The organism is Stenotrophomonas sp. 62841_Sma (assembly GCF_056482945.1).
Window position 1 is genome coordinate 4,004,674 of sequence record NZ_CM151224.1, and the last position, 13,152, is coordinate 4,017,825.

Consider the following 13,152-nt stretch of genomic DNA (forward strand, 5'->3'; position numbering starts at 1 on the left):
AGGCCGTCGCCTCAGCGCCCTGCCGGCTCCACGCTGCTGCGCCAGGCATCGAGGAACTGGCGGCGCTTGAGCGCATCCAGGTACACCAGCAGGCCCGGGCCCAGCTGGATCGGGCGGCGGCTGCGGCCGGGCGCATCGTCGCCACGTGCGCTGCCGGTGACGATCGGCATCAGCCGTGCCTCGCGTGACAGCACCTGCTGGCCACGCGGCGACAACAGGTAGTCGAGGAAGCGCCGGGCTTCTTCCGGGTGTGGGCCGGTGCGTGGAATCACCGCGGTACGCAGTACCACCAGCGTGTAGTCCTCAGGCTCCACAATCGCCAGCGGAGCACCCGCGTCGATGCGCGCCTGCGCGTAAGAGCCGAGCACGTTGTAGACCAGCGACAGCTGTCCGCTGGCCACCTTGTCCAGCAGCACGCCGGTGCGCTCCTCCCGCACCACATCGTTGTCGCCCAGCGCGCCCAGCAGCGCACCGGCGATGCTGCCACGCTGCGCATCCTGCGTTGACAGCAGGTAGCCGACGCTGCTGCGTTCGATGTCATAGGTGCCGACCCTGCCGCGCAGCGGTGCGCCTTCGGCGCGCAACCGGTCCAGCAGTTGCCGGCGCGTGTGCGGCACCCTCGCAGCCGTCAGCGCGCGGGTGTTGTAGACCATCACCACCGGCTCATAGCTGATGCCGAATGCCTCGTTGCGCCACTGCGCCCAGGCCGGCAGCGCGGCGGTCTGAGCGGAGCGGTGCGGCAGTGCATGACCATCGTTGACCAGCTTGGTCTGCAGGTCCATGCCACTGGAGATCAGCAGGTCCGGCGATGCCGGTCCGCCGCGGTCGTGCAGGTACCGCGCGTACAGGTCCTGGGTGATGATGTCCTCGTACACCACTTCGGTGCCCGGGTGCAGCCGCTGGTAGTCGGCGATGACCACCGCGAACACTTCGATGTCGGTGGTGCCGTGGATGCGCAGCTGCGCCGTGGTCTTTGCCTGTGCGGGAAAACGGCGCACATCGCCTGGCGCAGCCAGCACCGGCAGGGCCAGCAGCAAGGCAACGGCAGCAGTGAACAGGCGGATCATGGACTGCTCCGGGGCAGGCGGATGGTGGCGATCAGCCCGCCCTGAGGACGATTGCTGAGGTCGATGCGGCCACCGTGGCTGTCGACCACACGCTTGACGATGGCCAGGCCAAGCCCGGCGCCGCCGGACGGCGCGCCCTCGCCACGGGCGAAGCGCTCGAACACGCGTTCGGCATCGGCGGCGGCAATGCCGGCACCGTGGTCGGCGATGGTCAGCACGGCCTGCCCGCCTTCCACGGTCAATGCGATCTGCAACGGCCCATCACCACCGTACTTCAACGCGTTGTCGACCAGGTTCTTGATCGCCTCGCGCAGCAGCAGCGCATCGCCATGCACCTGTACCGGCTCGGCAGTCATCGCCAGCTGCACGCGCGGCGCCGGGCCGGCCTGCGGCAGCGCTTCATGCAGGGCCTGGTGCACGGTCTCGGCCAGATCCACTGCAGCAAAGCGCTGCAGATGCGAACGATGGATCACGCTGGCATCGCTGAGCAACTGATTCAACAACCGGCTCATGTGGGTGGCGTTGCGCTCGATCGCCTGCAGGCTGCGCCGCATGTCTTCGGGATCGTCGTCATCCAGCGCCAGCTGTGCCTGCGCACGCAATGCCGCCAACGGCGTACGCATCTGGTGCGCGGCCTCGGCCATGAACGCGCGCAAGGTCTCGTTGCTGCTGGACAGGCGTTCCATGAAGCGGTTCAACGCCGCCACCATCTGGTCCATCTCGCGCGGTACACGGGCATCCAGCGGCTTCAGGTCAGAGGGCTCGCGGCGTGACAGCTCGCGTTCCACCCGCACCAATGGCCGGAATGCGCGATGCACGCCAAAGGCCACCAGCGCCAGCAGCAGGCCGGACAGCACACCGATCGCCAGCAGTGCGCGGTTGACCATGTCCTGCGCGACCGCTTCACGCGCACGCCGGGTCTGGCCGACCTGCACCTGTACTTCGCCCTGCGCCGAGGCGGCGGCGAAACTGCGGCCGACCACCACGAAGCGCACGGTCTCGCCACTGTACGCCGCATCAAACAGCTGCGGTTGCGTGCCGGGCCGGCGCGGCGGCGCCGGCAGGTCGCCATAGCCGGTGATCAGGTTGCCACGGCTGTCGGCGACCCGATAGAACACGCGGTCTTCCGGGGCCATCGCCAGCAGGTCCAGCGCCGCATAGGGCAGATCGACCTGCCATTGGCCATCGACCAGGGCCACCGAATCGGCAATGGACAACGCCGAGGACACCAACAGGTGATCGTAGGAACGGTTGGCGGCGCGCTGGCCATAGCCGCGCGCGGCAAACAGCAGAGCCACCGCGAACACCGCCAGCAACGCGCCGAGGTAGAGCAGCAGCGTGCGCCGCAGCGAGCCCGGTGCGGCGTTCGCGGTCCGCGCGTCAGCCATCGGCGTCGGCGCTGTCATCACTGGCTTCCAGCAGGTAGCCAACGCCGCGCACCGTGGTGATGCGCAGCGGTGCACCTGCCAGCTTCTTTCTCAGGCGCCCCACATACAGCTCGATGGCATTCGGGCCGGCTTCATCGTCGAAGCCGAACAGGCCATTGCCTATCTCATCCTTGCCGACCACCTGGCCGAGGCGGCCGACCAGAATCTCCAGCAGGCGGTACTCGCGGTTCGGCAGTTCGATCGGTTCGCCGTCGAGGCTGACCCGGTGCGCGGCATTGTCGAACTGGAAGCCACCGATCTGCACCACTTCGCTGGCCTGGCCGCGCGCGCGTCGCAGCAGCACGCGGCAGCGCGCTTCGAACTCGCGGAAATCGAACGGCTTGCCCAGGTAATCGTCGGCGCCGACGTCCAGCGCCTGCACACGGTCTTCGATGCCGTCGCGCGCGGTCAGCATCAGCACCGGTGTGCTGTCGCCGCGCTCGCGCATGCCGGCCAGCACGCGCAGGCCATCGAGCTTGGGCAGGCCGATATCCAGAACCACCAGGTCGAAGCTCTGGTAGCGCAGCACGCTGGCGGCCGCCAGGCCATCGGCCTGCCAGTCCACGGCGTGCCCACTGCGGCGCATGCGGCGGATGATCGCATCGGCCAGATCCGGGTTGTCTTCGACCAGCAGCAGGCGCATGGGCACGGGGGTGGGAGGGGAAACGAATGCTACCGCATGCCGCCGCCGCGCTTGCCGGGCGTGGCCCAGTGAGCGCAGTGGCCGGTTTTACGCTGCACCGCACAATCCGTTGACAGGACGATGACAGCTACGGCAACCCAGACTGCGGCCGCGCACCGTCCGGTGCCCACGATTGCCGCGCGCCTGGCGCGCACCTGGGAGGGTTTGTGGAATTCACGTTTGCCTGGCGGCGCCCTGCCGCCATGATGGCGCTGGCTGCCCTGTCGGCGCCGGCCTTTGCCGCCGAAGACGATCGTCCGGTCACGGCTTCGCTCGGAGGCCGCCTGCACCTGGACTTCGCCACCTTCGACAACGACAACCGCGGTACGCCGAACAAGGATGACACCGAGATCCGCCGTGCCTGGGTCGATGTGTCCGGCAAGTTCTTCGTGGTCGACTACAAGCTGGAAGCCGATTTCTCCGGCGACCGCGTCGAGGCCAAGGACGTGTACCTGGCACGCAGCTTCGGCAAGGCCGGCAAGCTCACCGTGGGCCAGTTCAAGCAGTACTTCTCGCTGGATGACCGCACCAGCTCCAACTACGGCAGCTTCCTGGAGCGCGGCAACGCCGGCACCACGCTGGCGCCGCTGTATCGCCTGGGCGCATCGTGGCAGGCCAACCCCGGCGACTTCACCTGGGCGGCCAGCATCTACAGCCTGGAAAGCATCGACGCCTGGCAGGTGAAGGGCCGCGCCGCCGGTGGCCGCGTCACCTGGGCGCCCTCGCCCAGCGATGGCGACGTGCTGCACCTGGGCCTGTCGCTGGCCCGTGAGGCCTACGACAACCCGGGCGCCAACGGCGTCCCGGGCCTGAAGATCCGCCCGCGCCCGGCCGGCCACCTGTCCGACGAGAGCCGCCTGACCCTGGTCGACTTCTCCGCTGGCCGCGATACCGACGTCAACAAGTGGTCGCTGGAATACGCGCAGGTGCGCGGCCCGCTGTCGTGGCAGGGCGAGTTCAGTGGTGCCACCTTCGATGACGGCGCGCAGCGCGGTGACGTGATGGCCGCCTACGGCATGCTCAGCTGGTTCGTCACCGGCGAAAGCCGCGCCTACGACCGCAAGACCGGCCGCTTCGCGCGGGTGAAGGACATCCGCCACAAGGCCGGTGCCTTCGAAGTGGCACTGCGCTACGACCAGATGTGGGGCGCACAGCACCTCGACGGTGCAGCCGACCTGCGCCGCGGCAGCACCGAAGCGTGGACGCTGGGTGGCAACTGGTACCTGCGCGACAACCTGCGCTTCATGCTCAACGTGATCGAAAGCCGCAACCGCGACCGCCTCGCCGGGATCACGGTGGACCGCACGCGTGCGGTCACCGGCCGCCTGCAGTACGACTTCTAGACCTGATGCTCCGGGCATGCCGCCCGGGCCCCTTCCACTCCCCCACGTCCTGTTTTCGCAAGGAGTCCGCAGATGATGCTGAGCATCCTCGGCTTTGGCATGGTCATTACGTTCATGTACTTGATCATGAGCAAACGCCTGTCGCCGCTCGTCGCCCTGATCACCATCCCCATCCTGTTCGCGCTGATCGGCGGCTTCGGCGCCAACATCGACGAGATGATGCTGGAGGGCATCAAGAAGATCGCGCCGACCGGTGTGATGCTGATGTTCGCCATCCTCTACTTCGGGGTGATGATCGACGCCGGCCTGTTCGATCCGCTGGTGCGGGTGATCCTGCGCTTCGTCAAGGGCGATCCGATGAAGATCGTGCTCGGCACCGCGGTGCTGGCGATGCTGATCTCGCTGGACGGTGATGGCTCGACCACCTACATGATCACCGTCTCGGCGATGCTGCCGCTGTACCAGCGGCTGGGCATGAACGCGCTGAACATGACCTGCGTGACCATCCTCGCCGGCGGCGTGATGAACCTGACCCCGTGGGGCGGCCCGACCGCCCGCGCGGCCACCGCGCTGCACGTGGACCCGGCCGATGTGTTCGTGCCGCTGATCCCGTCGATGGTGATCGCCTGTGCCGGCGTGCTGCTGCTGGCCTGGTACCTGGGCCTGAAGGAACGCCGTCGCCTCGGCGTGGTGACCCTGCCCAAAGGTGGCAGCTGGATGGACAACAGCGTGTCCGACGACAGCAATGCGCTGCCGACCGTGGAAGACGCCGAGGACATCAAGCGCCCGAAGCTGCTGTGGGTGAACCTGGCCCTGACCGTGGCGCTGATGACCGCGCTGATCATCGGCGTGCTGCCGATGCCGGTGCTGTTCATGGTCGGCTTCGCCATCGCCCTGGTGATCAACTACCCGAACCTGGCCGAGCAGCGCCGCCGCGTGGTCAACCACGCCGGCAACGTGCTGTCGGTGGTGTCGCTGATCTTCGCCGCAGGCATCTTCACCGGCATCCTCAACAACACCGGCATGGTCGAGGCGATGTCGCACAGCTTCCTGGCGGTGATCCCGGAATCGTGGGGCCCGTACCTGGCGGTGATCACCGCAGTAGCGTCGATGCCGTTCACCTTCTTCATGTCCAACGACGCGTTCTACTTCGGCGTGCTGCCGATCCTGTCCGAGGCCGCCGGCAACTACGGCATCACCCCGGTGGAGATGGCGCGCGCCTCGCTGGCCGGCCAGCCGGTGCACCTGCTCAGCCCGCTGGTGCCGTCCACCTACCTGCTGGTTGGCCTGGCCAAGGTCGAGTTCGCCGACCACCAGAAGTTCACCCTGAAGTGGGCTATCGCCATCTCGATGCTGCTGATGGTCGGCAGCCTGCTGTTCGGCCTGTACCCGCTCGCGGCCTGATCCCTTACCAAAGGAGCCTTCTGCAATGACGCTTCGAATCGCTTACGTCACCAGCGGCATGGGCAGTGTCGGTACTGCCATCTGCCAGAGCCTGGCCCGCAGCGGCCACACCGTGGTCGCCGGTTGCGCGCCGAACTCACCGCGCAAGGCCAACTGGCTGCGCGAGCAGCGCGAACAGGGCTTCGACTTCATCGCCTCCGAAGGCAACGCGACCGACTGGGCCTCGACCAGCGCGGCGTTCGCCAAGGTCCGCGCCGAAGTCGGTGAAGTGGACGTGCTGGTCAACAACTCCGGTGGCAGCCGCGACCTGCTGTTCCGGCAGATGACGGTGGAAGACTGGAACGCGGTGATCGCCTCCAACCTCAATGCGCTGTTCAACCTGACCAAGCAGGTGGTGGACGGCATGGCCACGCGGGGCTGGGGCCGCATCATCAACATCGGTTCGGTCAGCGCCCACAAGGGCCAGATCGGCCAGGTGAACTACGCCACCGCCAAGGCCGCGATGCATGGTTTCAGCCGTGCGCTGGCCGCCGAAGTGGCCTCACGCGGGGTCACCGTCAACACGCTGTCGCCGGGCTACATCGCCAGCCAGGCGATCAGCAGCTTCCCGCCGGACGTGCTGGACCGGCTGGCCGCCTCGGTGCCGGTGCGACGCCTGGGCCGTCCGGAAGAAGTGGCCGGCCTGTGCGCATGGCTGGCCTCGGACGAAGCCTCGTACGTGACCGGCGCCGATTATCCGGTCAACGGTGGCCTGTACATGGGTTGAGCCCGTCTCCAGGCAGCGCGTGGACCGCCTCCCCCACGGAGTGCGCGGGGCCGGTGAACCTTCGTTCGCGAGGGGGATCCGGCCCCTTTTTGTTTCTGCATTTCTGAGACGCACTTCCCGATGCATCGGCAGAACCGGTGCTATACCTGCCAGCGCTTGCCGCGCCCAATGGACGAACGGCTGACATCGCGGATCAAGGAGGTTGGCATGCGTGCAATGCTGATTGCGCTTCTTGCGGTCGCCGCCACGTCACTGGCGGCAACCCCACCCGCTGCCACTGCAGAAGAGGCGGACTCAACCTGGCGGCTCGTGGAGCGCTGGTCCTTGCAGCTGGCACGCTCTGACCTTGTCGCGCAGCTGTCACCACTGGCTCCGGCCGGCTCGCGTTCGGAAGCAGGAAGGGGCCGGGGCGACAGCGCCACCATCGATCTGGCGCCGTTCGTGGTCGCTGGGAGGATCAGGGCACCTTCTGGCCAGATCTACAGCGATGCGTCGGGGCGAATCATCAAAGGCATTACGCTGTCGCTGGGCGGCGCCTGCATCTCGCGAAAGCAGATGGGTCGTCGCTACCCCGACTTCAACGTCCTTTCCGTCCCGTCAGGGCATAGTCTGGACGAGTCGACGGTGTTCGGCACGGTACTGAACGGCATCCAGATCGGGTTCTCATTCTCCGAACATGATCGTGACTGCATGGACCAGCTCAAATTCAGGTGGCCCGGTGAGCGCTTCTGATTCTCTCCGGCATACCACCATGACGAACAGGTTGCAGGACACGCACCACTGTCCTGCACCGTTCGTTGGTTTTCCGTAAAGAAGGTTTCATGTTCCGTTCGCATAGTGGCCATGCACCGCGCACGCGTGCCGGTGACCACCCCCAATGCAACGGACCACCATGCAGACCCGACACCTGACGATCGCCGTGGCGATCGCGCTCTCCGCCGCCGCCAGCGCCCATGCCGCCACCGCCGCCGATGCCGGCGCCAGCACCGATGCCGCGCTGAGCGCGCAGACGCTGGATACCGTCTCCGTGATCGGCCAGGGCGAGACCCGCCAGGTGCAGCGCATCACCACCGTCGACAAGCAGGTGCTGCCGCCGGGCACCAGCGGCCAGAAGATCCTCGACCGGCTGCCGGGCGTGTCGGTGCAGTCCAACGATGCCTTCGGCGCCAACGAAGAATCGCAGACCATCAGCCTGCGCGGCTTCGACAAGAGCCGCCTCGGCTACACGCTGGACGGCATCCCGCTGGGCGACAACAGCTACGGCAACTACAACGGCCTGAGCATCGCCCGCGCGATCATCGCCGAGAACCTGGCCGGTGCCGAACTGTCGCAGGGCATCGGTTCGCTGGGCGTGGCCTCGACCAGCAACCTGGGCGGCACCATCCAGTACTTCTCGATGGACCCGTCCACCGAATTCGGAGGCCGCGCCAGCGTCACCGTTGGCGACAACAGCCAGCGCCGTGGCTACCTGCGCGTGGATACCGGCGACATCAACGGCTTCTCGGCCTACGTGTCCGGCGTGCACCAGGACCAGGACATGTGGGCTGCGCCGTACCAGAACCAGACCACCCGCCAGTTCAACGCCAAGGCGGTGTGGAACGTGGGCGACCATCGTTTCGGTGCGTTCGTGGCCACCTCGCGCGCCAGCCAGGCCAACTACGCCTACCTGTCCAAGGACATGCTGGCACGTGGCCTGGGCTATGACTGGAACATCTACGCGCCGGACTGGGATCGAGCCGTGGCTGCTGCGTACTGCGCGCAGGGAACTCTGGACCGCAGCAAGTGCAAGTTCAGCGGTGGCGTCACCAGCATCGACGATGCGTACTACCAGAGCCGTGCACTGCGTGACGACAACCTGTACTCGGTGGATGCCGACCTGCGCCTGGGTGAGCAGGGTCGCCTGAAGCTGCTGGCCTACCACCACGACAACCGTGGCCAGGGCCACTGGTGGGCACCGGGCCAGCCGTCCTACCCGGGCACCGACAAGATGCTGCCGATCTCGATCCGCAGCACCAACTACACGATCAACCGCGATGGCCTGACCGCCGCACTGTCGTGGACGGTGGGCATCCACGAGCTGGAAGCCGGCCTGTGGTACGAGCAGAACGACCACAACGTTTCGCGCAACTTCTACTACATCAGCGGCCCGTTCCTGGACGACCTGTACCTGAAGAACCCGGACCGCCTGCTGTTCAACCAAGACTTCGACATCCGCACGCGCCAGTTCTACGTTCAGGACCGCATGCGCTTCCTGGACCAGCGCCTGACCGTGGACGTGGGCATCAAGAGCCCCAACACCCGCATGCGCGCCACCGCCAACCCCGGCGTGGAAACCAGCATCGCCTCGGGCACGCTGACCGCCAAGGAATCGGTGCTGCCGCAGGTGGGCGTAGGCTTCAAGCTCAACGCCAACAACGAGCTGTTCGCCTCCTACGCCGAGAACATCGCCGCCTTCGTCGGTGGTGGCAGCGGCGGCCCGCTGCAGGTGTCACCGGAATCGTTCGCGGCCAGTGCCGGGCTGGAGCCGGAGAAGTCCAAGAGCCTGGAAGCCGGCTTCCGTACCTTCGGCGAGAAGTACCAGGCGTCGATCGCGGGCTACAACGTGAAGTTCGACAACCGCCTGCTGTCGCTGAACCCGTGCTCGAGCATCGAAGTCGGCACGCGTCCGGAGTGCGTGACGCGCTTCATCAACGTCGGTTCGGTGAAGAGCTACGGCGCGGAACTGACCTTCATCCTCAAGCCGATCGACGGCCTGCAGTGGTACAACGCGCTGTCCTGGAACAAGACCACCTACGAGGACGACTACCTGTCCGGCGGCGCGGTGGTGCCGGTGGCCGGCAAGATCACTGTGGATACGCCGCAGCGCATGGCCTCCAGTGAAATCAGCTGGAACCGCGATGGCTTCTTCGCCAGCCTGCGTGCCAAGTACACCGGCAAGCGCTACTACACCTACACCAATGACCAGTCGGTGCCGGGCGTGACCACCTTCGACGCCGGTGCGGGCTACGATTTCGGCCCGGGCCTGGGCCTGCGTAACGTGCGGGTGTCGTTGAACGCGACCAACCTGACCAACAAGCGCTATGCGGGCCAGTTGAGTTCGTTCGCACCGACCGATCCGGAGGGCAAGCGCTATGCGATCCATGCGAGCGCGCCGCGGCAGCTGTTCATGACGGTGGCGGCGGAGTTCTAAGTCGAAAGCGGGCGCTGCGGCGCATCGAGTGTTCCTGCATGGCGCGGGTAGGCAGGCCCATGCAGGACACGCCGTAAACCCGTCCGTGGGGGCTCGATGGCGCCATCCATGGCGCCAACGGTCCTGCATGGGCCTGCCTACCCGCGCTGGACAGTTCCCCGCGCCGGCGCGGAGGCAATTGAAAGCAAGAGCAAAAGCAAAAGCAAAGAGCCGGGCACTGCCCGGCTCTTTGCTTTTCAAGCTTTTCAAACGCAATCCCTCTGGTGGATTGCTGGCCGTCTCGCAGGAAATTGTCTGGAGCGGGGGGCTTGCGCTGGCCAGGACCGTCCACGGCACGGATGCCGTGGCCGAGCCTACAGGGACGTACTTGCGGCGTGTCCTGGCCGGCGCAAGCCCCCCGCTCTCTCCGATATCAATCAAGACGCCACAAGCCGCCAACGCATTTCATTCCGGCGCCAGCTGGTCCATCCGTATCCGGTTGGCGAACAGCGAGAACGCCAGCATCCCGGCCAGGCCGTTCGCCCGGCTCATCCAGTGCGGCAGCCAGCGCGGCGGCTTCAGCACCCCCGCATCGAACAACGGCGCGAACGCGATCGCATCGGTCAGGCTCATCTTGCCCGCGAACAACCAACGGCAGACCTGCAACCGGTCCTCGGCCAGCATGTGGCGGAAGAACGTGTGCACCGACACCAGGCCGCGCAGGTACACCGTGTCCTTGGTGAAGGCCAGGCCGCCACTCGGCGGTACCCCACGGAACACGCGCTGTGCCGAGGCGAAGCTCTCCTCCGCGTTCTGCCCGGCATCGCAGAAATAGCGGAACACTTCGATGAAATCAGCACCTTCGCGGGCCATCGCAATCGCTTCGGTACGCAGGCTGATGCGCTTGAGGCGCTCGATGTCGATGCTGCCGGTGATCTGCTCGGCAAAGGTGGCCAGCCCTTCCTGGGTTGCCGTCACCCGCGGCGAGGACAGTGCCAGGCTCGGCAGCACCGGCTGCTCGCGGCCGTTCAGGGCGGTCAGCGAATGCACGAGCGCTTCATGGTGGAACAGCTGCGCGCGGTCGTAGGCACTGAAGCGCGCACTGGTGCGCAGGCGGATGCGGGTCGGGCCGGCGGCGGCCTTGGACACCAGCTCCGGGTCGAGCTGTACCTGGATGATGCGCGATTCGAAGAACGCGTCCAGATCGTTCTGCAGCTGCAGTTGCAGCGCGATGGCCGAGACCGGCACCTGTTCTTCCGGCGCCAGCAGTTCGTGGTCCAGTTCGGCGGCGATCTGGATGAAGTGGCGTGCTGCTTCGCGCGTGCTCGGGCCATTGCCCGGCAGCGGCTGCTCGGGGGCGCCGAACAGCTGCACAGAACAGGTATCGACTGCAGCGGTGCCCAGCCCTTCCAGCAGCTGTGCGGCCAGGTCCCAGCTCTGTGCCGACTGCCGCACGTAGTGGCCCAGCGGATGGCTGTCGTCACAGTCGGCGGCGATCGCGGCCAGCGCGCGGCGTTCTTCGCTGAAGTCCAGCTTCGGGTAATCCACCTTCGGCAGTACCGGCTGGCCACGCGCCACGCTGTCCAGGAACGGTGCCTGCACCGTGGCTGGCCAGCTGGTCAGGCCCAGCAGGCGGATGCCTCCCACGGCCTCGACCAGGCGCGCATCGAGCGCTGCATGGTGGGCCACGTCACGGTCCAGCGTCGCAGTCGGTTCCATGCGCGGACTATAGCGCCCTGCCCGCACGTTGGTAGGTGCAATGGATCGGGTAGCTGCCAACCTTGGTTGGCATCCGCCGAAGGCGGGCTTCGGATACATCCGTGCCAACCAAGGTTGGCACCTACCAGGAGCGGGCAGAGACGGGCTTCGGATACATCCGTGCCAACCAAGGTTGGCACCTACCAGGAGCGGGCAGAGGCGGACTTCGGATACATCCGTGCCAACCAAGGTTGGCATCTACCAGGAGCGGGCAGAGGCGGGCTTCGGATACATCCGTGCCAACCAAGGTTGGCACCTACCAGGAGCGGGCAGTTGGCATCCACCCGAAGCAGGCAGAGGCGGGTTTCATTGCAGGGGTCAGAGCCCATTGCGGTGCAATGGGATCCGACCCCGTGATACCGATCAACGCCTGCGCGGCTTGCCGGCCGGGCGGAACTGCTGGCCCTTGCCCTTCTTGCCGCCGCGTTCCTGCGCGGTTTCGGCCTGGCGCACCGCCAGCTTGGCGGCGGCGGCGGCCACTTCTTCCTTCAGCTTGAAGTAGTTCAGCAGCCGGCTCTCTTCAATCTCGCCGGCCTCGATCGCTGCACGCACGGCACAGCCCGGCTCCTGCTGGTGCTTGCAGTCGTTGAAACGGCACTGTGCGGCCAGCGCTTCGATGTCCGCGAACCCACCCTCGGACAGGGTCTCTTCGCCGGTCGGCTTCAGCTCGCGCATGCCCGGGGTGTCGATCAGGCAGGCGCCGGTCGGCAGCGGCATCAGCGCGCGGTGCGTGGTGGTGTGGCGTCCGCGCGAATCGTTGGCGCGCACCGCGTTGGTCTTCATCCGCTGCTCGCCCAGCAGGGTGTTGGTCAGCGTGGACTTGCCGGCACCGGAGGAACCGACCAGCACCACCGTGCGGCCCGGGCCCAGCCACGGCTGCAGCACCGCCACGCTGTCGGCATCCAGGCCGTTGATCGCATGCAGCGCGATGCCCTGCATCTCCAGCTCTTCCAGCACCGCCAGTGCGTCTTCGCTGTACTCGGTCTGGTCGGCCTTGGTCAGCACCACCACCGGTTCTGCACCGCCACCACCGACCAGCAGCAGGTAGCGCTCGATGCGGCGCGGATTGAAGTCGGCATCCAGGCCACAGACGATGAACACCGTATCGATGTTGGCGGCGATCACCTGCTGGTGGTAATGCTCGCCGGCCGCACCGCGCTTGATCGCGGTACGCCGCGGCAGCAGGGCGACGATGCGGATGCCATCGAGCAGCACCCAGTCACCCACCGCTGGCCGTTCATGGCTGGGGAAGCGCGGGCGCTGCCATTCCGGCAGGGACTCGGCCTTGATCGACGCATCCGGGCCATCGGCCACCACGTAGTGGGTGCGGTGTTGTTCGATCACCCGTGCCGGGCGGGCCTGCGGATGTGCGGCCATCGCGGCCTGCCAGTCGGCCTGCTGCGCCGGGCCCGGCCAGGGCCAGCCAATGGTCTGCAGGGCGATGAAATCGGGGGTCTGGGTCATCGCCGCCATTCTACCTGTGCCGGCGCCCTGCCAGCCCAGCAATGACGGGCCCGGAGCCCTTGCCATGCATTG

At 66.8% G+C, this 13,152-nt stretch carries 10 protein-coding genes; 5 read left to right on the plus strand and 5 right to left on the minus strand.

Annotated elements, in window-relative coordinates; all coding sequences use genetic code 11:
* Positions 1–11: 11 nt before the first annotated feature.
* Genes ACZK5G_RS18690 through ACZK5G_RS18700 form a run of 3 tightly spaced genes read right to left on the minus strand, consistent with a single transcriptional unit; the run spans position 12 to position 3,137 of the window.
* Positions 12–1,067 carry an ABC transporter substrate-binding protein gene (locus tag ACZK5G_RS18690; RefSeq protein WP_049400238.1) on the minus strand — a complete coding sequence of 352 codons (1,056 nt, stop codon included), beginning with the start codon at positions 1,065–1,067 and terminating at the stop codon, positions 12–14.
* Positions 1,064–2,455, minus strand: a complete 1,392-nt coding sequence (locus ACZK5G_RS18695; RefSeq protein ID WP_032129112.1) for a sensor histidine kinase — start codon at positions 2,453–2,455, stop codon at positions 1,064–1,066. The genes ACZK5G_RS18690 and ACZK5G_RS18695 overlap by 4 nt, the downstream gene beginning before the upstream one ends.
* Positions 2,448–3,137: a response regulator transcription factor gene (locus ACZK5G_RS18700; protein WP_049463657.1), complete on the minus strand. Its 690-nt coding sequence runs from the start codon at positions 3,135–3,137 to the stop codon at positions 2,448–2,450. The genes ACZK5G_RS18695 and ACZK5G_RS18700 overlap by 8 nt, the downstream gene beginning before the upstream one ends.
* 242 nt (positions 3,138–3,379) lie before the next feature.
* Here ACZK5G_RS18700 and ACZK5G_RS18705 point away from each other — a divergent pair, with 242 nt between their 5' ends.
* The 5 genes from ACZK5G_RS18705 (at position 3,380) to ACZK5G_RS18725 (ending at position 9,879) form a co-directional block, all read left to right on the plus strand.
* Entirely contained in the window at positions 3,380–4,519 is a 1,140-nt protein-coding gene (locus ACZK5G_RS18705; RefSeq protein ID WP_032130484.1) for an OprO/OprP family phosphate-selective porin, read from the plus strand.
* A 75-nt stretch (positions 4,520–4,594) separates the two neighbouring features.
* The gene (locus tag ACZK5G_RS18710; protein ID WP_125895106.1) at positions 4,595–5,923 is read left to right on the plus strand and encodes a CitMHS family transporter; all 1,329 of its coding nucleotides are present in this window, start codon (positions 4,595–4,597) and stop codon (positions 5,921–5,923) included.
* Positions 5,924–5,948: 25 nt separating this feature from the next.
* Positions 5,949–6,689: an acetoacetyl-CoA reductase gene (phbB, locus tag ACZK5G_RS18715; RefSeq protein ID WP_005419193.1), complete on the plus strand. Its 741-nt coding sequence runs from the start codon at positions 5,949–5,951 to the stop codon at positions 6,687–6,689.
* A 207-nt stretch (positions 6,690–6,896) separates the two neighbouring features.
* Positions 6,897–7,421 carry a hypothetical protein gene (locus tag ACZK5G_RS18720; protein ID WP_478464377.1) on the plus strand — a complete coding sequence of 175 codons (525 nt, stop codon included), beginning with the start codon at positions 6,897–6,899 and terminating at the stop codon, positions 7,419–7,421.
* A 160-nt stretch (positions 7,422–7,581) separates the two neighbouring features.
* A complete protein-coding gene (locus ACZK5G_RS18725) occupies positions 7,582–9,879 on the plus strand; it encodes a TonB-dependent receptor (RefSeq protein WP_478464379.1) in 2,298 nt (765 codons plus the stop codon).
* Positions 9,880–10,323: 444 nt separating this feature from the next.
* Here ACZK5G_RS18725 and ACZK5G_RS18730 read toward each other — a convergent pair whose 3' ends face one another.
* Both ACZK5G_RS18730 and rsgA read right to left on the minus strand, forming a co-directional pair.
* A complete protein-coding gene (locus ACZK5G_RS18730) occupies positions 10,324–11,577 on the minus strand; it encodes a flavohemoglobin expression-modulating QEGLA motif protein (RefSeq protein ID WP_121504406.1) in 1,254 nt (417 codons plus the stop codon).
* A gap of 402 nt (positions 11,578–11,979) precedes the next feature.
* A complete protein-coding gene (gene rsgA, locus ACZK5G_RS18735) occupies positions 11,980–13,089 on the minus strand; it encodes a ribosome small subunit-dependent GTPase A (RefSeq protein ID WP_032129866.1) in 1,110 nt (369 codons plus the stop codon).
* Between the last annotated feature and the right edge of the window lie 63 nt (positions 13,090–13,152).